Source organism: Flavobacteriales bacterium (assembly GCA_020435415.1).
Lineage (GTDB): Bacteria > Bacteroidota > Bacteroidia > JACJYZ01 > JACJYZ01 > JACJYZ01.
Genome location: JAGQZQ010000060.1, coordinates 1 through 21,435 on the forward strand (window position 1 = coordinate 1; position 21,435 = coordinate 21,435).

Below are 21,435 nucleotides of genomic sequence, written 5' to 3' on the forward strand. Positions count from 1 at the left end.
GGAAGATATCAGGCTGAGAATGATGTCAATATCGTGGATCATCAAATCCAGAACTACGGAGACATCCGTGCCTCTCGGATTAAATTCGGCAAGACGATGTGCCTCGATGAACATGGGTTGTGAACAATGCTCACGAACCGATGTAAACGCCGGGTTGAAACGCTCCACATGTCCCACCTGAACAACACGTCCGGAGTCAGCTGCCATTTTCACCAACTCCAATGCCTCTTCCGGGGTGTTCGTAATCGGCTTTTCAATAAAGACATGCTTGTTGTTGGCCAGCGCAAGCTTAGCGCATTCGAAATGAGAAAGGGTAGGGGTTACGATATCCAGCGCATCACATTCACTTACCAGTTCATCCACGGAGGAATAACTAGCAATGCCGTACGTTTCACTTGCTGCTTTGCTTTTTTCGATATCCGGATCATGGAAGCCCACCACGTCCCATTCCTGCAGTTCCGCAAGTAGTTTAAGGTGTATGTTTCCCAGATGCCCGGCACCCAGCACTCCTATTTTCATGCCCATGACGTTATCGACCGCGCAAAAATGCGAAATCTTGGGCAAATGCCGCTACACTTTATTTGAGCAAATGCATAAAGGATGCTTCGGTATCGATATGGATCTTTTCCGGAAACTCACCGTGAACAATCAACGTGTTCTCGTGGTGATGCTCAAGTTTTTCCAGGGTTCCACGGTTGAGTAACAGTACGGTACTGTTGCCATGGTGATCCATTCTGTCGAGGATCGTTTCTCCGTTAAATTCACATTGCCAATGTGTCTCGCCGGTGTTTTCCTTGTAGGCGATCTGAATGGTAGGTGTATGGAAGTAGTCGTTCATTCCCACACCATCCAGGCGTATTTGAATTCTCAGGAATCCACCTTCCAGTAATAACAAAGTTTCTGTTAAGCCCAGGTCTTTAAGTGATTTTTTTCCTGACGCATCTTTGTGCAGGTTTATTTGAATTTCACCCTGGTTGATTTCTGAAGAAGTATTCATACAGTAATGTTTTGAGTTGGTTGAAAATTGTGGGGTAAAAGTAACTTCATTGAGCCTCCCTTATGATGAGGGGAGTCATTACAAGACATGATTTTTCTCAGGAAATCAAACGGCAGGTTCGGCCGGATTCTTCCGGTTGCCTAGTTTTTCAAGTCCGAATACCAGCACAAAACCGAGTATGCACAGTGCAATCGCCCAGATCAGGTATGGTTCCGCGTGGTAGTCAAAGGGCCAGACGTTCTTTTGTGTAAGTGGTTTGGTTACTCCGTGGCGATCCGTAAATGTTTCAACGGTAAATTTCCAAGGCCAGACTTTGTTGAGGGAGCCGATCATAAAACCGGTAAGAAGGGCTACGGTCGCATCGTGTTGCTTCCTGAACATCCAGGACAGAATCCGTGAAAAGCTGAGTAAACCGGTAATGCATCCGGCAATGAACGTAAGGATCACCTTTAGGTTAAGGTCGCTCAATGCACCCATGATGAAGGCATACTTCCCCATAATGAGCAGGATAAAGCTTCCTGAAATACCGGGTAATATCATAGCGCAAATGGCAATGCAGCCACATAAATAGATAAACCCAAGGTTGTTGGGTGTTTCAGCAGGAGCGATGGAGGTAATGATAAAAGCAACGATGCTACCGCCTATAATTCCAATGATTGATTTCCAGTTCCATGTTCTGATCTTTCCTGCCACAAACAACGCTGATGCGATGATAAGCCCGAAGAAGAACGACCAGAGGTGAATAGGGTAGGTTTCCAGCAGGAAGGTTATTCTTTTTGATAGGATCAACACGCTTGCTCCAATACCAGCGACGAGGCTCACGAGGAAGAAACCATCCAGTTGTTCCCATACCTCCTTGATTTTTCCCTTAAACAGAAGGGTAATGGTGTTTTTGTTTACCGCTTTGATGGCATTCATCAACCGTTCATAAATTCCGGAAATAAATGCGATCGTCCCTCCGGAAACGCCTGGAACGACATCTGCCGCTCCCATGGCCATGCCTTTCAGACCAATGATCAGGTAATTTTTCATGAGATTGGTATTAGGCGACTTCGAGGGATGAGTCTACCGTTTTGGCATAAGCAAGCAAACCACCTTTTAAGTTTGTGAGATTCTGGTATCCATGCATAGAGGTTAGTGCCTGGATCACGGAAGCGGATCGGGCGCCACTGCGACAATATACCACCACTTCTTCATGCTTTGGTATCTCGTTGATGCGATGTATTACCTGGCTTACGGGGATGTGAATTCCACGGATATTGGCTTGTTCACGTTCATGTGCTTCCCTGACATCAAGCAATGTAACTGCCTGGGTGTCCAAAATATTTTTGAGTGATTCCGGGGTGATCTCTTTCATGATATATGGTTTTCAGGATTGGCGTTTCACCAATTTAGAAGGAAGGAATTCGAAGAAGGTGTCACCCCGGAGTCCCAGTCGGAGGGCTTCAAGCGGGATAACTTCATCCGGGCCAATATTTCCAAGATTGACGTTGGGGCCGAAGTGCTTGATAAACCATGCCTGCTGCGCCTTCTTTGGTGCCTCCCAGAGGATATCTTCGGGTTTTACCTTGGCTACAATTTTGTTAACAAGTGCAACGTGTGCCGTGCCGCTGGGTCTGTAAATACCCACCGTTCCGCTTTCCCTTGCTTCTGCAATCACTTTCCATGACCCCGCCTCCAATTCCGTTTGCATCATCTTGATCCATTTGCCCGGGCTGATAAGGATGCCTTCTTCCTTGGAACCTACTTCTGAGAATACGGTGTAATCCTTAGCATACGACTGAATAAGCTCACATTTTTTATCGTGTTCCAGGACAATGGATCCATCGGAAATCTCAAGAACATCCATTTTGTATTTGTCCAGCACGCTCCGGTAATCCTTTCCCTTTTTTCGAATGGTGAATGCTTCGAAAAGCGTACCGCCGAAATAAGGCTTTAGTCCTGCGTTTCGGTAGATGGCCAGTTTTTCTTCAAGTTTCGTAGCAATCAGAGCGGTTCCGAATCCCAGTTTTACAAAATCCGTGTATGGTCCGCAGGCTTCGCAAAAGTCTTCAGCTTGTCTCAGGCTCAGACCTTTGTCCATCATCATGGTTACACCATGTGTCCGCGGCTGGGTAGGCCTTTCCGGAATATGAGGTAATTCAAAATTCATCTACTTGGTTGGTAAAGCTCGATCAGGTGCGTGATATGAGGGTCGGCTACCAGCTGCGGAAAGGATTCCAGAAATACACTGTGTCCTTTATAATCCAGACTTAATGCCTCTTCGAGATAATGATAGCTTTCCTTGATCTGACCGTTGTTCATAAGGTAACCGCAAATATGATAAAAAAGCTTGGCATAATCCGGATGCTCCCGGCTGCCTTCGATAGCGGTTTGAATCGCCTCCTCATTCCTGCCCTGTGATATCAGGCTGGTCGCAAGATCAATCCAGACTGATGCGGTAAATGGCTCCAGTCGGATCACATTTCGGAATGCCTCTTCAGCTTCGGTAAATTCTCCTTGCATTTGCATGATTTCTCCCATGAAATGCCAGTATTCACTATTGTATTCATCAAGTCGAATGGCCATTCGGATATGCTGAATGGCTTCGGAATACTGAAGTTGATGATATCTGACGATGCCCAATCCAAACCAGGCGTCGGACATATCAGGTTCTTTTCTCAGCGCACGTTTATAATAACGTGCAGCTTTGCCATAGTCTTCCAGGTCTTCCCAGCATTCGCCAATGCAATAAAGTGTTCTGGATGATGGCTGATGATCCAATGCTTTCTCATAAGCCTTGATGGCATCGTTTCGGCGCCCCAGGGCAGAAAGCGTTTCACCCATCTCGAAATGGGCATCTGCATAATCATCCCGGATCAGTGTGGCGTATTCGAATGCATCAAGTGCATTCTCGAATTTTTCCAGTTTGCTATATGCAATGCCCAGGTTGTACCAGGCAGTTTCATGGTAGGGTTGGTTGTCGATCAGGTAACTGTGGAACCGGATGCTTTCCTCGACCTGGTCGGTTACATCAAAACAAAAGGCCAGTTCCCTTAATATTTGGGGATTGCGTGGATTTGCGTCGAATGACTTCTTCAGAAAATTGATGGCCTCCTTGAAGTTACCCAGGTTTTCACATTCAAGCGCTATATCAAGATAAGTCACATCCAGATGTTCCGAATGTAAGATGGCCTGATTGAAACATTCCCGGGCATCATTATGATGATTGAGTTTTGAAAGAATGGCCCCTTTGATAATAAATAACTCAGAAGTGAGCGGATCAATGCTTTCTACTTTTTCGAGTACTTTCAATGCCATCCGCATTCTTCCTGTCGATGCAAGCAATTGGGACTTTGTAAGCAAGAAATTGGTACTGTAAGGATATTGCTGAACTGCGTAACGGGTTGCTTCCAGTGCTTTTCTGGGGTTGTTGCAACCCATATAGAATTGGATGATGTCCTCGAGTTCCAGTGCATCAAAAAAAGTCAGTCTTCCATCCAACTTCATCCGCTCAAATCGCTGAACGGATTTAGGGGTCTTTGGGTCTTGGTTCGGACTGGCTTCTTGCCAAAACATACGATAGGCTCTGCTTTGATTACAAATGTAACAAAAATGGTCGTGGCTGTGGGATTTTGTTTTTAACAGAATCCTGTTGGCAAATCTTCCATGTCGCGACTTGTTACAGGAACTTATCGTGGATTTTTGGTCCAGATCTCCCAAGCTTTCTCTGCCTGCAGACGAAGCATTTCCAGGCCGTTTTTTGCAACGGCATGCCTCTCCAATCCGTGTTGCATGAATTGAGTTACCTCAGGATTGTATATAAGGTCAAAGAAGATATGACCCGGCCCGGTAAACTGATAGGGAATGGGTGGGCATGCGCTGACTTCAGGATACATGCCAAGAGGCGTTGTGTTGATGATCACCAAATGTTCCTTCATGATGCGTTCATCCAATTGATCGTATGCAATTTTATCCCTTCCGGCTTCACGTCCCACCTGTAAAATGTCAAGTCCCATTGCATTCAATACATATAATACGGCTTTGGCTGCTCCGCCACTGCCCAGGACCAGGGCTTTTCGGTGTTCCGGACCCAGCAATGGTTTAAGTGATTGTTGAAAACCGTATGCATCGGAGTTAAAACCAGTCAGTTTTTTATCGGAAGAAATGTGTATCACATTGACAGCGGATATCTGAGCCGCCACCGGGTCCAATTCGTCGAGATATGGAATCACGGCCTCTTTATACGGGATGGTTACATTCAACCCTTTCAGATCCGGTTCCTTTTCCAATACCTCGGGGAATCGTTCAATGTGATCTATGGGGTAATTATTGTATTCGCAATCGGCCATTCCCTCGCGCTCGAATTTCTCCGTGAAATAACCTTTGGAAAAGCTGTGCCCTAGCGGGTATCCGATCAAACCATATTTTTTCATCCCCCAAAGGTAAATGCATTTTCTCAAACCGATTGGTGCAGTTCAGGACTTCCTGGTTAATATCCTAAATCATGCAATAGAAAAAACAATTGCATGACGCATAAGAAAATCCATGATACCAATTGCATGCTTCGGAATACATTCTTGATTTTCTAATGCGGGATAACCCCAGCTAATACATATAGTTCAGCTAGTTCAGCGCGAAAAGCGCTTCCTAATGCATAATCTGGGATTATTTGAGGTACATTTCCTTTCTTTGCGGAATGACAAATCCGGCATGTGATAAATTCGGCGTTTGTGGTGGTTGCAGTCTGCAGGATATGAGCTACCAGGAACAACTGGAACAGAAAAGGGATCAGATATCGTCGTATATCGGTGTGTCCCCGGAAAATATAACGATCCATCATGATGAGCCATATGGCTATCGGAACAGGATGGATTTCATTTTTGGAGATGGGAAGATTGGTCAGCGTGTAAAGGGTAAGTGGTGGCAAACCGTAACCCTTGATGCTTGCCCTATCTCCAACAAGCGACTCAACGAGTTGATGAAAGAGGTGAATGAATGGGTGGCCCCAAGGGCAGACGCCTTTGAGGTGAAGCAAAAAACCGGGACGTTCAAAAATGCAGTGATCCGGACACCGGCATTGGCATCATCGGTTACGTTTGTTATCAATGAAGAAAGTCCGGGTGTTGTTGAGGCCGAGCAATTGGTGCAGGAATTTGCAGATAAAACCACGGCAGATCAGGTGATCATCGGTTACACCCCCAGGGAAAGTGGTGTCAGCGTTGCAGAAAAGATCAAAGTGATAAAAGGTGAGGCGTTTCTGAAAGAGGAAATCCTTGGGCGGCCATTTGAGTTTCATTCCCAGGGTTTTTTCCAGAATAATACTGTGATGGCGGGACAATTGGTGAAATATGTGAGGGAGCGTCTGGCGTCCAGAAACGGAGATGTCTTATTGGATCTTTATGGTGGTGTAGGGGTGTTTGGAATTTGTTGCAGCGACCTTTATAAGGAAGTGATTACCGCGGAAGCGCATTCGGGATCGGTCGAAAGTGCCGGGAAAAACGTGCAGGAGAATGGTTGTACCAATGTACGTTGCATAGAAATGGACATCAAGAATATCCACCTTGTACAGCTTCCGGATAGACCCACCGATGTCATCCTGGACCCGCCAAGAAGCGGGATGATTCCGAAAGCTATTCGTCGCCTGTTGCAACGTCAACCCGATCATATTGTTTACGTTTCCTGTAATCCGAAACAGTTCGGTATGGAGTTGTCTCAGTTCAGAGATGCAGGCTACGAGGTTACCTCTGCTGCCATCTTCGACCTCTTTCCTCAGACGCCTCATGCGGAGCTCGTCACAGAACTCAGCCGTGTTTCCTGATAACCGTTAAGGCTTATAGAACGGAATACCGAACTGCGAGAAGTGATGTTTAAGATGTTTGTATTGAAATCGCAGCCACTGTTCCCGGTTCAGGGGGCCGAACAGGGGATGGATAGGGCGAACGTCCGGATGTGTTCTGTGAAAAACGAAGAACTCCCGTATTTCATCTGCTAGTTGTTCTGTCGCTTCCTTCAGGCCTGGTTTCCGTAGGGGCCACAAACCGGCAGGCATGATGGGGTTCCTGATCCCGCGTTCAAATGGCTTGTTGCTTTGCAGGAACTCGAGGCGCTCAGGGATGGCATCTTCCCTGATTGCCAGTGGAGCTTTGGATCGGCCATTGCTAATGCGCCAGCTTCCTATAACGTGCTCAATCATATGCTGTGGGGTGAGAACACCCCATTCCGGTTGTTGACCTGCAGACAGTTTTGCAAGATCGGACATGATCCCTTCCTTTATATATGTCTCAAATTCTTGATCCATCGAAATTGATTTTAAAGCCAAATTAACAGAATTAATCAAAGACGGGAAACGCGGGCAAGGGGCTATTTCTGTAGGTGAGAATCAAACTTTCGTCATTTAAAAATTTCATTACATTTGTCTGTATCAAAGTTATTCACCTGCATCCCTGATCGTTCCCATTGATATCACTAATGTTATGAAAAAAAACCTGCTATTCTTCGGTGTTTCATTTACGGTTCTTTTGAGTGCCTGTGGCCCAGGATCGGGTGAAGGCGAAGGTGAGGCACAAGGAGAATCCGTTGATACCACAACAGAGGTTTCTCATGAGAATGTCGTATACTATGCGGCCCCTTCTCCCATGGAAGTAGTGAATATGATTGAAACCACGGATGTTCCCTTCAATGGTGCGCTGATGAATGCGCCCTCCAAAGTATCAAATTACACAACCACTGTGAAAAAGGCTACCAATCTGGGTGTATACGGAGCGGATCTGAGTTATGTAGCGCTTTTTGATCAGACACAGAAGTCCCGTGATTATCTCAATGTGATCAAAGGACTGTCGGATGAATTGGGAATGACAGGTGCTTTTGAGAAAGATTTCCTTACGCAACTCGAAAAGAATATTGCAAACAGAGATAGTCTGTTGCGGATAATTTCCCAGTTCTACTGGGATGCGGATACATATCTGTCAGAGAATGAGAGATCGGTTACCTCTGCGTTAATGGCTGCCGGTGGATGGGTAGAAGGCATGTACCTATCTACCCAGATTGCTAAAAAGAACGGTAAGAATACGGAAGCCATGGTTCAGCGTATTGCGGAGCAAAAGCTCACCCTGAAAAACCTGGTTCTGTTATTGAAATTACAGGGCAGCGAGAATCTGGACGCAGCAGAAATTATTTCGGGTCTGGAGGGTATCAAGGCCAGCTTTGAAGCAGTGGAGATCAGTTACTCTGCACCGGAGGTTGAAACCAAAGATGATGCCGGTATGACCCGGGTTGGAGGATCAAGTAATGTGACGATCTCACCGGAAAACCTGGCGGAAATCACCGGAAAAATTGAACAGTTGAGAGCGTTAATTGTGAATTAATCCATAAAATCCGTAGCATATGTACCGCAAATTAGCATTGGGTCTCGTATTTTTTGTTGTGCTTGGCGTAAGCAGTTCCTTTGCACAATGTAAGGGGCTGGCAAAATCTTCATGTGTGCCTCAGCTGGGCGATTTTCTGCCCAACGGCAGACTTTACCAGTCTGTGCTTGACAAAGGCTCAAGTGGTGAGTTGCACATGGTGTTGAACGGAGGACAACAATACCGGATCATCACATGTGCGGACGATAAGATCGGAAATACCGAATGGAAATTGCTGGATGGCAATGGCAATGTGGTTTTTGATAATACAGAACATAACAATGCTCAGGTTTGGGATATTGTGGTGAACACAACACAAGAGTTTACCATGATCCTTGAAACCGGTGTGAAAAATGGTGTCGGAAGGGGATGTTCATGTGTTCTGATCGGATACAAAAAAGGTGTTCTGGATAAACTCGCCGAGTAAGTATACCTTATTAGATGCATCTGTGATATCCGATACCTGATAGATGCATGTATAGATTATTAATTAGACCTTTTCTCTTTCTACTTTCGCCTGAGACGGTGCACTGGTTGCTGTTCTCAGTACTCCGGAAATTATTCCTGATCCCGGGTGTCCGTTCTCTTTGCGCTTATATATATACTCCGAAGGATGTGTCCCTGAAACGGGAGGTGTTCGGAATCCAATTTGACAACCCGGTTGGCTTGGCGGCGGGTTTTGATAAGGATGCTCGCCTCATCGATCCACTGACAGCATTCGGATTTGGATTTATAGAGATTGGTACGGTGACACCACTACCACAGTCCGGAAACCCCAAGCCCAGGATATTCAGACTCACCAAGGATCAGGCACTGATCAATCGAATGGGCTTTAATAACGATGGTGCGGATGAGGCGGCTAAGAGACTTCGCCATCGATTTAGCAAAGTGATCGTTGGCGGGAATATTGGAAAGAATAAAGTCACTGAAAATGAAGAAGCAGAGCAGGATTATGAAATCTGTTTTGAAAAACTGTTTCCATTCGTAGACTATTTTGTTGTGAATGTGAGCTCACCAAACACACCGGGATTAAGGGAGCTCCAAAACAAAGATGCCTTGAAAAAGATCCTGGTTGCACTACAGGTGAAAAATGCATTAAAGGAACATCGTAAACCGATCCTGCTTAAAATTGCACCGGACCTTAGGAATGAGCAATTGGATGATATTATTACCATTGTTAAGGAAACCGGCATTGATGGGGTGGTTGCAACCAACACGACCATAGAGAGGGGAGGTTTGCAGACGCCTGCTGAGGAAATAGAAAAGATCGGAGCAGGCGGTTTAAGTGGTAAACCTCTTGTTGATCGCTCAACAGAAGTCATTCGCTACCTTTGTGAAAAATCCGGTCATGCATTTCCGGTCATTGGCGTTGGAGGAATCCATTCCGCAACGGATGCAGTCGAAAAACTGAAGGCTGGAGCATCACTCGTTCAGATTTATACCGGGTTTATTTATGAAGGCCCGGCCCTGATTAAGAAAATTTGCAAAGAGATCATTAAGTATGAAGGAATCCAGAGAGGTCGTTGATATCATTGAATGTCCGAGGGATGCCATGCAGGGGATCCGGGAATTTATTCCAACTGAAACCAAGGCAGATTACCTCAATCAACTTTTGACGGTTGGTTTTGATACCCTGGACTTCGGAAGCTTCGTGTCTCCCAAAGCGATTCCGCAAATGCGGGATACCAGGGAAGTGCTTGGAAAGTTGAATCATGCGAATTCCAACACGAAGTTGCTGGCAATCGTGGGAAATTTGCGTGGCGCTGAAGAAGCTGCGGGATTGGAAGAAGTGGATGTGCTGGGCTTCCCTTTTTCGGTCTCAGAGACATTCCTCAAACGCAACCTGAATACAACCATTGAACAGGCTCTTGAAAGCGTATTCCAGATGCATAACCTTTGTGAGGTAAATGGAAAAGAACTTGTTGTATACATATCCATGGCTTTTGGTAATCCCTACAATGATATGTGGGATCCGGACATTGTATGTCATTATATCGATCGTATGGTGCAGGAGGAAGTGGACATTATATCCTTGGCAGACACTGTTGGTGAGGCAGGACCGGATACCATCAAAGAACTTTTCTCGGTTCTTATTGAGGACTTCCCGGAGACGACATTTGGAGGGCATTTTCATGCCCGGCCTGATGCGTGGGAGGCAAAGGTTGAGGCCGCTTTTTCAGCAGGATGCAGGAGATTCGACGGTGCGATTCGCGGATTTGGAGGATGCCCGATGGCCAAAGATGAACTGGTCGGAAATATTGCAACAGAACATTTACTGGACTTCATGGACGATAGGGATTGCGATACCGGAGTGAATAGGGAAGCATTTGATCACGCTTTGATCAAGGCAGCAGACGTATTCATGGGGTGATGTTGAAATCGATTTGTAAGTGCAAACTTTAGGATAGATATTATTTATTATTTTTGGCAAAAATCAGCGTAAATGATGGAAGTGAACAGGTCGAATACCAAAGCATTAATCGTTATCGGAGGAATGATTCTTTTTGCAGCCTTGTCAAGGTTGGTTCCTCATTGGCCTAATTTTACTCCGATAGCGGCTATGGCCCTGTTCGGAGGTGCAGTGGTAAATGATAAGCGATTGGCATATCTGATGCCTTTGACTGCATTGGTGATCAGTGACCTTGCGCTTTCCTTTATGTTTGGATATGACTTTTTCTCTATAGGACGCATCGTCATTTACAGCACATTTGCACTGATTACCTACATGGGTGTGAAGATGCACAGTAAAGTGGGAGTGCGACCTGTAGTGTTAAAAGGATTTCTGGCTTCATTGATATTTTTTGTTGTTACCAACTTTTTCGTTTGGGTATCAAGTGGAATGTATGCTCATGATGCAGCTGGCTTGATGTTGTGTTATGAAGCAGCGATCCCGTATTTTGGGAATAGTCTTTTAGGGAATGCTTTTTATCTGGCCGTACTTTTCGGAGGTTATTCCGCATTCCGAAACCTGATCCCTGCCTCTATCAAGGCATAGTGAATTCCTGTTTTCTAAGTTGGAGTGGTGGTAAAGATGCATCAATGGCATTGTACCATTTACGTAAATCTTTGCAAGTCGATGTGAAATGCCTGCTGACTACCGTATCCGGCAAGTATCAGCGGGTAAGTATGCATGGGGTGCGCAGGTATCTTCTTGAATCTCAGGCAGCATCATTGGAATTACCTCTGAATGTCATCGAACTTGATGAGGATGTTTCAATGAATTCATATGAGGTTTCGATGAAGAACGCGGTGGAGAAAATGAAGTTGGAAGGCATCTCTACGGCGGCATTCGGAGATATTTTTCTGGAAGATCTTAAGGTGTATCGTGAGAAGCGTCTCAATGAAGTTGGGATGAGTGCGCTCTTTCCGTTGTGGAAACGAAATACATTCGAACTGGCGCAGGAATTTGTAAAGCTTGGTTTTAAAGCGATCGTTGTTTGTGTTAACGGTGATAAGCTGGATCGTTCTTTTGCAGGTAGAGCGTACGATGAATCTTTTGTAAATGACCTTCCCGAAGGGGTAGACCCTTGCGGAGAAAATGGAGAGTTCCATACTTTTGTTTATGATGGTCCCGTATATAGCCGCCCCGTCAGGTTTGAAATCGGGGAAACCGTTGGCAGGACTTATGCCAGACCAGCGCCTGCTTCCGATGATGATAAGGAGGTGGTCTTTTGGTTTGCTGACCTGCTAGACCCTTAGGGCACCTTTTCTGTGCTTGGAATTCCTGTTTTTCGGCAACCATTTCCGTAAATCTCCGTTTGATAATACGGGATTAGCAAGTTGACCGCTATAAATCGTACTATTTCTTGTTTTGATTATTCAGATATTTGTATATATTGGGGAAGAGTGTTAAAATGGGCATTCATTGATGCATAGAAGTGTTGATATGAAACAGTGGGGAGGAAAATACACCATACCTAAGGTACTTTTGTGGTTCCTTGTGTGTATTGCGTTTCCCGGGTTCTCATTACCTGTAGGTGCACAGGATGTTGGGACGCTGGAGATGGTATGTACCGTGAAGGAAGACGGAGAAGGTCTGTCAAATGCTAAGGTTACCGTTTATCAGGATGGTATCCAGTTTCTTACAAAAAATACGAATGACAAAGGAAGGGCTGTTTTTAAACTTCCCTATCTCCACAGGTATCGCATAGAATTCAGCAAGGAAAGCTATGTGACCAAGTTCATCGAAGTGGACACCAAGATTCCGGAAAAGGAAGCTGAGATATCTTCTTCGTTCAAGTTCGATGTCCGCATATTTCCCTACTACGAGGGACTGGATCTGACACCGCTAAAGAAGCCCGTTGCCATTCTGAATTTCGATGGTGGTTTCGGTGATTTCTATTATGACATGCAGTATCATAAAGAGGTCAAGGATGGCCTTAAAGCAGTAGAGGATCATGCGCTCGCCCTCCGTGATCAGGAGGAGAGGAAGATCGAACTGATGTACAACAAGGCGATTGCTGAAGCTGACAAATCGATGGGCAACCAGGATTATGCCAATGCCAGGGAGGAATATACCAAAGCATCTACCTATAAACCTGCGGAGAGTTACCCCAAGGTCAAGCTGGCTGAGATAGATCGCCTGATGAATGAGCAAAAGGATCAGCGAGGCAAATACAATGAGGCCATTGCCAAAGCTGATCAGTTGTTCTCATCTGAAGACTATGTTGCCTCCAAGACATCTTATCAAAAGGCCCAGGAGTTAATGCCTTCTGAGGATTACCCCAAAACGAAAATCATCGAGATCGATCGTATTCTGAAAGCCAAAGAGGAGCAAGCTGCTAAGGACAAGGCATATGAAGCAGCCATTACCAAAGCCGATGGAGCATTCGGTGCCGGTAACTATGAACTTGCCAAAACAACCTACCAGGAAGCACTGACCATTAAACCTGCGCAACCTCACCCCACCAACCGTATTGCAGAGATCGAAAAGATGATGGTCGATAAGGCAGAAGCGCGTGAGCGTGAAAATGAGGCTAAGTACAAGGATGCCATTACCAGGGGCGATAAACATGCAAGTGATAAGGCTTATGATCCTGCCATTGGAGCATATGAGGAGGCACTAAAAGTTAAGCCAGGTGATGCCTATGCCAGCGGAAAGCTCAGCGAGATGAAAAAGCTAAAGCAAGATCAGGCTGATGCACTTGCTAAGGAAAAGAATACGGATCAGGCATATCTGAACGCCATTGCCAAAGGTGACCGTGCCCTTAAAGAAAAAAAATACCAGGAAGCACTGGATGGATATAAAGAGGCACAGGGTATTAAGCCACAGGAAAATTATCCACAGGTGAAGATTGATGAGATCAATAAGGCATTGAAAAACCAGGCTGCCCTGGCGGATGCGGAAGCGGAAAAAGATGCGAAATATAAAGATGCAGTGAAACGCGGAGATGATCTGATGACCTCTCAAAAGTACAACGAAGCTAAAAGCGCATTCCTGGAAGCAACATCCATAAAGCCGTATGAAATGTATCCCAAGGATCGGATCAAGGAAATTGACGGTAAATTGGCGGAAGCAAAGTTGAAGGAGGAGAATGAACGCATAGCGAAAGAAATGGCAGAGGCGGAACGGAAGAAAAAACTGGATGAGGATTATCGTAATACAACCGTAGCGGCAGACAAAGCATTTGGTGCCAAGGATTATGATAAAGCCACAACACTGTATCAAAAAGCTTTGAGTATCAAACCCTCCGAAGAATACCCAAAAACACAGCTCGCAAAAATTGAGAATATCTCAAAGGAAGAGAAGGTGAAAACGGTTGATAAACCCGTTAACGATGGTAAGTATAGTCACCTTGGTGAAGGCGTGCATAAGCTGGACAGTTATCAGGAAAGGAATAACACGGTGGAAGTGACCGTGGTTGTGAAAGGAGGAGTTGCAATAGAATACAAGAAAATCATCACCAACTACGGTCAAATATTCTATACCAAGGACGGCAAGAACATTTCACTTTCCCTTTTTGAGGTGGAAACCAAACCGTGACCAGAGAATTGTTATTGATCCTTCTTCTTAAGCAGGTTCATCAGGAATTCATCCAATTGTTCCGCATCCAATTGCTTTGCGATAATGACCTTCTTCTCATCCAACAGGAACAATTTAGGGGTAGCGCTAATATCATAAACCGCGCGGAACGGGTTTTTTAATTCGAGATCCGCAACGTGGGTCCATTCCATAAGCCCCTTTTCTTCTATATAGTTTTTCCATTTCTCTTCTTCGGTTTCTGTGCATACGGCGAATATCTTCAATCCATCACCCTTGAACTTTTCGTATGTCGCCTTGATCTTAGGCATGGCCTTTTTGCAATGACCGCAGTCAGGGTCCCAGAATACGAGCAACGTGTACTTTGCATCTACCTCGTGAAGGGTTTCGTATTTGCCATCCAGGTCTTTCATCAGAATGTTAGGTGCTACTTTTCCGATCAATAGCCTGTTAAGGGTTGTGGCCCTGTCCTTGATTTTCACCAATTGTGCATCGCTTACCCAGAAAGCATCTTCCTTGTTGTAGTAATTGAGCGCCATATGCACAAACACTGCATCCATGCCCATGTATTTGGATCGTTCGTAGTGGTTGGTGATGAAGTGGACCACATATTTGAAAACTTCATTGTTCGCACGTGCACGGGCTACAAGCCGATCGGCTTCCTTGATAATGGAGTCCGGCATTTGCATGGTGATTTTGGTGATGTATGTTTCCAGTTTTTCATGGAAAATAGGGGTGCGCAGCAAACGGTCATCGCTAAAATCGATATTATCCAGATAATGCTCCTTGTAATAGCGGTATCGCCAGGTGCTGTCTATCTGGCCGGATTTGTCTTTTGGTGGATCCGGAACTTCAACATCCCTTGAGGCAATGAAAACTTTAGATATGAAGGCGTTTGGGTGGTTCTTGATCTCATCGAGCTTGTATTGCTGAACCTCTTCATTGATCTTTTTTAGCTGCGATTCCAGTTTCTTGGTCGATTTTCCATCCTCCTTGGCCTTCTCTAAATCCTTTTTGATCGGGTCGATTTCCTTCTGTTTCTCAACCATGAACTTCAGGTATTTATAGAACCGTTCGTTCTCATAGCTGTCTTTGACCGTCATGTTCTTGACCACATTCGCTTTCGTGGTAGACATGCTGAATTTCTGTTCCGTTACAATGAATTCGAAATATTGCTTGCCCGGCATAACCGCCAGATATATGCCTCCCGGAAGATCTTCTTCTCCCTCAAATACAAACCGCCCTTCCGAGTCAACATTTACCGTATCCATCACATATTGCTTGTTGCCATAATAGTGTCCGAGATAACATACGGTGTCTTTTAACCCCTCAACTCTCATGGATATCTTGTAACCCTGCCCAAGCGCCAGGGTTGGCATTGACAGAATAACAAGTAGCCTTATTAATGTATTCATTGGATAGGTCTGATTTATATTTTCAAGATGTTTTTTGTACGGGACTTTTATGTACTTCGTTTTTTTAACTCCGGAAAACCTCCCTGAGTATGCGATCAAAATTAATAGAATCAAAGAACAGGCCAAAGCGCATTGTTATAAGGATGATCTTATCAGACATAACGGACTTCCTAATTTAACGGTTTATTGTTACATACCTGGGATGGACCATCCGGAAATAATATTACCTTTGCCCCAGCTTGTTAGAAAAATGAGAAACTACTCCCCATACAACGCTTCAATATCGTCCTTCGGCATCCTGCCAGCAGCTGTGGTATCTACCACTGGCATTATCTTCACGATTACCCCTTTGGGGGTCTGAATCATATATCCATCTATAACGTTTGTCGTCCATAACTTGGCAGTGGACTAAATAAGTTCAATGATACAGTTTATATAATTCAATATGCGCGTATTAAAGTTCGGTGGTACTTCAGTCAAATCGCCTGAAGTCATCAACAAGGTGATAGGGATCGTAAAGTCCCGCATGAAAAAGGAAAAGGTGGTCGTCGTTGTCTCCGCTTTCGGCGGTGTAACGGATGAATTGTTGAATTTAAGCCGGGTGGCGGCTTCCGGGGATCGTTCGTATCGCAACGATTTGGAAAAACTTGAACTTCGCCACCTTCAGGCCGTGAGGGATCTGGTTAAGGTGGCCGATCAAAGCAGGGTCCTGGCCAATACCAAGGTGATGCTGAATGCACTGGATGATGTGCTTCACGGCATTTACCTGGTTCGCGAGCTCAGCATCAAAACACAGGACTTTATCCTTAGCTTCGGAGAAAGACTCTCGTCGTACATTATCAGTGAAGCCCTTAAAAATGCCGGTGTTAATGCGGCATGCGCCGATGCGACTTCTTTGATACGAACAGCGAATGATTATGGCAATGCCACTGTAGACTTCAACACAACCAACCGCCTCATCAGGAAACACTTTAAAAATGAAAAAAGCCTCCAGGTTGTTCCTGGCTTTATCGCATCTACCAAGGATGGCCATATTTCGACGTTAGGCAGGGGCGGCTCGGACTATACCGCAGCTATTCTGGCGGCGGCGTTGAAGGTTTCGGAACTCGAGATATGGACGGATGTGGATGGTATCATGACTGCGGATCCGCGAAAAGTGGCCAAAGCCTTTCCGGTTCCCCGGTTGTCATATGAAGAGACCATGGAACTCAGTCACTTCGGTGCCAAGGTGGTATATCCTCCATCCATACAACCGGTGATGGATTTGGGAATTCCGTTCAGAATTCTGAATACTTTCAATCCGGATGTTCCGGGAACCCTGGTGAGCAAAGAGACTTCATCAACCGAGGTAGGGATCAAGGGCATATCTTCCATTGACGATGTGTCCCTGTTAACCCTTCACGGAAGTGGGATGATCGGCGTGGCAGGGGTGTCCATGAGGTTGTTCGGAGCACTGGCACGCCATAAGGTGAGTGTGATTATGATCTCACAGGCCTCATCGGAGCATTCGATCAACTTTGCCGTCCGCCCGTCGGATACTGCCACTGCCTGTGAAGCCATCGAAGAAGAGTTTCGCAATGAGATGACCCTGGGCCACATCGAAGCTGTGCGCGTGGAAGAAGGGATGTCTATTGTCGCGGTGGTAGGTGAGAACATGAGGCGGATCCCGGGTGTGGCAGGTAAGCTGTTCAGTTCGCTGGGCAGGAACGGTATCAATATTCATGCGATAGCCCAGGGGTCTTTTGAGTTGAACATCAGTCTGGCCGTTGGAAAAAGGGACATATCCAAAGCGCTCAACGTCATTCATGAAGGATTTTTCCTTTCCCATATGAAAACCCTGAACCTGTTTATCGTGGGTACGGGAACCGTCGGCGGAACGCTCCTTGAACAAATCCGTTCACAATCTGCATACCTGCTGGAGAATCATCACCTTGAACTCAGGGTTGTGGGTTTGACCAATACCAGGAAAATGATCTTTGACAAGGAAGGTGTGGCGCTGGGAGAATGGAGTGAGGTTTTGAGTAAGAACGGAAAAAAGGCGGATTTCCAGAAGTTCATGGAACGGATGTACGCGTGTAACCTCAGGAATTCCGTTCTGGTTGATTGTACATCCAATGAAACGGTGGCATCGGTCTATGAGCAGGCCCTGGATCAGAGTATCTCCGTGGTGACACCGAATAAGATCGCCTGTTCTTCTGCATATGCAAAATACAAGGCCCTGAAACGTACCGCAGCCCTGAGGGGTGCACGTTTTCTTTTCGAGACGAACGTGGGTGCCGGACTTCCGGTGGTGAGTACCCTTAATGACCTGATCCGGAGTGGGGATAAAATTCACAAGATCGAGGCAGTACTTTCAGGAACACTCAATTACCTGTTCAATACCGTTGGCCCCAAGAGCAGTTTGAGCAAAACAGTGAAGGTCGCCAGGGAGATGGGGTATGCTGAACCCGATCCCAGAATTGATCTTTACGGAACAGATGTAGCCCGAAAAATTCTCATACTTGCACGTGAAAGCGGTGCCGAGTTGGAGGTGAAGGATGTGAAAGTAGACCACTTTTTGCCGGCACAGGTGCGGAAAGCCAAAGATGTAGACGGTTTCTTCAAAGAGCTTGAAGGATATGATAAGGAGTTTGAAGAGAAAAGAAGCGCATTGGAAAAACGAAAATGTAAATGGAGGTATGTGGCTACCTATGAGAAGGGAAAGGCAGTACTCGCATTAAAAGAGTATACTTCCGATCATCCCTTTTATCATATCGACGGAAGCGACAACATCGTGTTGTTTACCACTTCGAGATATGCCAGCCAACCACTCGTGGTAAAAGGAGCCGGAGCCGGAGCGGCAGTGACCGCGGCCGGTGTTCTGGCAGACATTGTAAGGGTTAGCGTTTAATAATTGACCTGATGAAGAACGAGATTCATATTCAAGTGCCGGCCACCGTCGCCAATGTGGCGTGCGGTTTTGATATCATGGGCTTTGCCCTTGAAAGGCCCGGAGACAGGATGTCTGCCAGGCTTGAGAAAACACCCGGCATCAGAATAAAAAACACATCCAGCCAGAAGAAGATACCTCTTGATCCTTCTAAAAATACCGCTGGTGTCGCACTTCAATGTATGCTGGATGCACTTGGCAGTAATCAGGGCTTTACCATAACGATCCATGAGAAGATCAAACCCGGCAGCGGACTGGGGTCAAGTGCAGCAAGTTCCGCAGGTGCGGTATTCGCAGCAAATGAGTTGCTGGGTAAGCCGTTTTCCGTAAAAGACCTGATCCCGTTTGCGATGGAAGGGGAGCGCCTTGCCAGTGGTACCGCACATGCGGATAATGTTTCGCCAGCCCTGATGGGAGGGTTTACACTTGTGCGCAGTTATACGCCCCTGGATGTGATTGCCATCCCGTATCCTCCGAAACTGTTCTGTGCTGTGGTCCATCCGCAAATTGAGGTCCGGACGGAAGATACACGCAAGATCCTGCGGAATGACATTCGTCTGCGGGATGCCGTAACACAATGGGGAAACACTGCAGGACTCGTCGCTGGGTTGATGCTGGCGGATTATGAATTGATCGGCAGGTCTCTCTATGATGTAGTGATTGAACCCACGCGATCTATATTGATCCCTGGTTTTGATGAGGTGAAAGCGGAGGCCATGAAAGCAGGTGCGCTGGGATGCAGTATTTCCGGATCAGGGCCCTCGATCTTTGCACTGGCAAAGGATATGCAGACTGCCAATCACCTGGCGGAGGTCATGAAGAATACATACAAACGCCTGAAAGTCCCTTGTGAAGCATACGCGTCCAGGGTGAATCCGAATGGACCAGGCATCATAAAGTAATTTAGAATTAAGAAATAAGAATTAAGAGTTAAGATGAAATTCTACAGTACACGAAACCGTCAACATGTGGTGAGTCAGGAACAGGCCATCATGGAAGGGCTTGCCGGAGACGGCGGATTGTACATGCCCGAATCAATTCCCGTTTTACCATCTTCTTTTTTTGAAAATCTTAAGAATGTATCCTTACAGGAGAAAGGATATGAGGTCATTCGTGCCTTTTTTGGTGACGGTCTGAGTGACGATGAGGTTCAAAATATCGCTTCTGAAGCACTTGATTTTGATATCCCGCTGGTAGATGTGGATGACGGTATACGGACACTTGAACTTTTTCACGGACCCACACTGGCTTTCAAGGATATAGGCGCGCGGTTTATGGCGCGTTTGCTGGGCCATTACGTGAAGGGTGCTGATCAACATACCTACGTGCTTGTCGCCACATCGGGTGATACCGGAAGTGCAGTGGCCAATGGCTTTTACGGAGTTGATGGTATCCGGGTGATTATCCTGTATCCCTCGGGAAAAGTAAGCCCGGCCCAGGAGAAACAGCTAACCACCCTCGGTGGCAACATTCATGCCCTGGAGGTTGATGGAGTGTTTGATGATTGTCAACGCATGGTCAAGGAAGCATTCAATGATCCATTTATGCGGAAGTCGTTTCGTATGACCAGTGCCAATTCTATCAATGTCGCCCGCTTTATTCCCCAATCCATCTACTACTTTCACGGCGTCGGACAACTTCCGCCATCCGATGATCCGACCTACGTGTGTGTGCCAAGCGGGAACTATGGAAACCTTTGCGCAGGATTACTGGCCCGAAGGATGGGTTTGAAGATTGATAAGTTTATTGCGGCCACCAATGCCAATGATGTGGTTCCTGAGTACCTTGAAACATCGGTGTATACGCCCAGGCCTTCCGTGAAGACCATCTCTAATGCCATGGATGTAGGCGCACCAAGCAATTTCGAACGTATACTGGAATTGTTTAATAATGATATCGAAAAGATTCGTGAAGTGATCACGGGAGACCGGTATTCTGATGAGATGACCAGAAAAGCCATCGGGGAGGTCTTTCATAAAACCGGATATCGCCTTGACCCACATGGTGCGGTTGGATACCTGGCCTTAAAGAAATCCTTGTCTGCTAACCGTGCACAGGGATTCTTCCTGGAAACTGCGCATCCATCCAAATTTCCTGAGGTGGTAGAAGAGGTGACCGGTGAAAAGGTCCCTATGCCAGAACGCCTCTCCAAGATATTGGAAGGCAAGAAACAGGCCACGAGTGTACCGGCAACGCTCGAAGCGTTAAAGGATTTTATGAATAACCTGCCCGTATAGTTAACATAGAATATTTGATCATCCTGTTATGAGGTACCTTGTTTCCGTCGTTGTCGCATGCTTGTTTCCGGCGCATATGTTTGCCCAACAGGTGTCCAATATCAATTTTGGTGAGATTGAGATTTTGTCTACGGATTCCACCTCGGAATATTATTTCCCGATACTGTATAAGCGTTTTCAGGAGCAGGATACAACCATGACCTTCAAGCATTATAAGTTCCTCTACTATGGACAGGCGTACTCAGATCAGTATAATCCGGTAACCGTTTCAGAAACTGAGAAGCAATTCAATGAGGCATTTGCTTCCGAGAATTTTTCGGAAGCGGTAACCCTTGGTGAGGCAGTTTTAAAAGAGTATGCGGTAAACCTCGGGGTGGTGGTGAAGATGTTCATCGCTCACCAGGGATTGGGGGATGAGGATCAGGTGCCGGTGTATATCAGACAGATGTCCGAACTCATTACCGTGATTGCCAATAGCGGCGACGGAGAATC

General features: G+C 46.1%; 21 protein-coding genes. 12 read left to right on the top strand and 9 right to left on the bottom strand.

Features of this window, described 5'->3' with window-relative positions; translation table 11 throughout:
• The 7 genes from KDD36_10190 to KDD36_10220 all read right to left on the bottom strand — a co-directional run.
• Positions 1 to 525 (bottom strand): Gfo/Idh/MocA family oxidoreductase (locus tag KDD36_10190; protein MCB0397014.1); only part of this gene is annotated, 525 nt, incomplete at its 3' end.
• A 52-nt stretch (positions 526 to 577) separates the two neighbouring features.
• Positions 578 to 997 carry a hypothetical protein gene (locus KDD36_10195; protein ID MCB0397015.1) on the bottom strand — a complete coding sequence of 140 codons (420 nt, stop codon included), beginning with the start codon at positions 995 to 997 and terminating at the stop codon, positions 578 to 580.
• A 105-nt stretch (positions 998 to 1,102) separates the two neighbouring features.
• Positions 1,103 to 2,029: a DUF368 domain-containing protein gene (locus KDD36_10200; GenBank protein MCB0397016.1), complete on the bottom strand. Its 927-nt coding sequence runs from the start codon at positions 2,027 to 2,029 to the stop codon at positions 1,103 to 1,105.
• Between the two features lie 10 nt (positions 2,030 to 2,039).
• The gene (locus tag KDD36_10205) at positions 2,040 to 2,354 is read right to left on the bottom strand and encodes a rhodanese-like domain-containing protein (GenBank protein MCB0397017.1); all 315 of its coding nucleotides are present in this window, start codon (positions 2,352 to 2,354) and stop codon (positions 2,040 to 2,042) included.
• A gap of 12 nt (positions 2,355 to 2,366) precedes the next feature.
• Complete coding sequence (locus tag KDD36_10210; protein MCB0397018.1) at positions 2,367 to 3,149, bottom strand: phosphosulfolactate synthase; 783 nt, start codon at positions 3,147 to 3,149, stop codon at positions 2,367 to 2,369.
• Entirely contained in the window at positions 3,146 to 4,555 is a 1,410-nt protein-coding gene (locus KDD36_10215) for a tetratricopeptide repeat protein (protein ID MCB0397019.1), read from the bottom strand. Before KDD36_10215 ends, KDD36_10210 begins: the two co-directional genes overlap by 4 nt.
• Positions 4,556 to 4,668: 113 nt before the next feature.
• On the bottom strand, positions 4,669 to 5,412 hold the full coding sequence (locus tag KDD36_10220; protein ID MCB0397020.1) for a shikimate dehydrogenase: 744 nt from the start codon (positions 5,410 to 5,412) through the stop codon (positions 4,669 to 4,671).
• A gap of 263 nt (positions 5,413 to 5,675) precedes the next feature.
• Between KDD36_10220 and rlmD the strand changes: the two genes are divergently transcribed.
• Complete coding sequence (rlmD, locus tag KDD36_10225) at positions 5,676 to 6,797, top strand: 23S rRNA (uracil(1939)-C(5))-methyltransferase RlmD (GenBank protein ID MCB0397021.1); 1,122 nt, start codon at positions 5,676 to 5,678, stop codon at positions 6,795 to 6,797.
• Positions 6,798 to 6,803: 6 nt separating this feature from the next.
• Here rlmD and KDD36_10230 read toward each other — a convergent pair whose 3' ends face one another.
• A complete protein-coding gene (locus KDD36_10230; protein ID MCB0397022.1) occupies positions 6,804 to 7,277 on the bottom strand; it encodes a DinB family protein in 474 nt (157 codons plus the stop codon).
• 175 nt (positions 7,278 to 7,452) lie between these two features.
• On the opposite strand from KDD36_10230, the gene KDD36_10235 reads away from it, so the two are divergent.
• The 7 genes from KDD36_10235 (at position 7,453) to KDD36_10265 (ending at position 14,365) form a co-directional block, all read left to right on the top strand.
• Positions 7,453 to 8,343 carry a hypothetical protein gene (locus tag KDD36_10235; GenBank protein MCB0397023.1) on the top strand — a complete coding sequence of 297 codons (891 nt, stop codon included), beginning with the start codon at positions 7,453 to 7,455 and terminating at the stop codon, positions 8,341 to 8,343.
• 19 nt (positions 8,344 to 8,362) lie between these two features.
• Positions 8,363 to 8,809 (top strand): hypothetical protein, encoded by a 447-nt coding sequence (locus tag KDD36_10240; protein MCB0397024.1) that lies wholly within the window; start codon positions 8,363 to 8,365, stop codon positions 8,807 to 8,809.
• 47 nt (positions 8,810 to 8,856) lie between these two features.
• Entirely contained in the window at positions 8,857 to 9,909 is a 1,053-nt protein-coding gene (locus KDD36_10245) for a quinone-dependent dihydroorotate dehydrogenase (protein ID MCB0397025.1), read from the top strand.
• On the top strand, positions 9,884 to 10,753 hold the full coding sequence (locus KDD36_10250; protein MCB0397026.1) for a hydroxymethylglutaryl-CoA lyase: 870 nt from the start codon (positions 9,884 to 9,886) through the stop codon (positions 10,751 to 10,753). The genes KDD36_10245 and KDD36_10250 overlap by 26 nt, the downstream gene beginning before the upstream one ends.
• A gap of 72 nt (positions 10,754 to 10,825) precedes the next feature.
• Positions 10,826 to 11,377 carry a hypothetical protein gene (locus KDD36_10255; GenBank protein ID MCB0397027.1) on the top strand — a complete coding sequence of 184 codons (552 nt, stop codon included), beginning with the start codon at positions 10,826 to 10,828 and terminating at the stop codon, positions 11,375 to 11,377.
• Positions 11,377 to 12,081, top strand: coding sequence for a diphthine--ammonia ligase (locus tag KDD36_10260; GenBank protein ID MCB0397028.1), 705 nt, complete (start codon positions 11,377 to 11,379; stop codon positions 12,079 to 12,081). The genes KDD36_10255 and KDD36_10260 overlap by 1 nt, the downstream gene beginning before the upstream one ends.
• A gap of 169 nt (positions 12,082 to 12,250) precedes the next feature.
• The gene (locus tag KDD36_10265; protein MCB0397029.1) at positions 12,251 to 14,365 is read left to right on the top strand and encodes a hypothetical protein; all 2,115 of its coding nucleotides are present in this window, start codon (positions 12,251 to 12,253) and stop codon (positions 14,363 to 14,365) included.
• Positions 14,366 to 14,376: 11 nt separating this feature from the next.
• Here KDD36_10265 and KDD36_10270 read toward each other — a convergent pair whose 3' ends face one another.
• Positions 14,377 to 15,777, bottom strand: a complete 1,401-nt coding sequence (locus KDD36_10270; protein MCB0397030.1) for a DUF5106 domain-containing protein — start codon at positions 15,775 to 15,777, stop codon at positions 14,377 to 14,379.
• Between the two features lie 445 nt (positions 15,778 to 16,222).
• Between KDD36_10270 and thrA the strand changes: the two genes are divergently transcribed.
• The 4 genes from thrA to KDD36_10290 all read left to right on the top strand — a co-directional run.
• Positions 16,223 to 18,667: a bifunctional aspartate kinase/homoserine dehydrogenase I gene (gene thrA / locus KDD36_10275; protein MCB0397031.1), complete on the top strand. Its 2,445-nt coding sequence runs from the start codon at positions 16,223 to 16,225 to the stop codon at positions 18,665 to 18,667.
• Positions 18,668 to 18,678: 11 nt separating this feature from the next.
• A complete protein-coding gene (locus KDD36_10280; protein ID MCB0397032.1) occupies positions 18,679 to 19,608 on the top strand; it encodes a homoserine kinase in 930 nt (309 codons plus the stop codon).
• Between the two features lie 33 nt (positions 19,609 to 19,641).
• Positions 19,642 to 20,943, top strand: a complete 1,302-nt coding sequence (gene thrC / locus KDD36_10285; GenBank protein MCB0397033.1) for a threonine synthase — start codon at positions 19,642 to 19,644, stop codon at positions 20,941 to 20,943.
• Positions 20,944 to 20,971: 28 nt separating this feature from the next.
• Positions 20,972 to 21,435: DUF4919 domain-containing protein (locus KDD36_10290; GenBank protein MCB0397034.1), on the top strand; the 464-nt coding region annotated here is incomplete at its 3' end.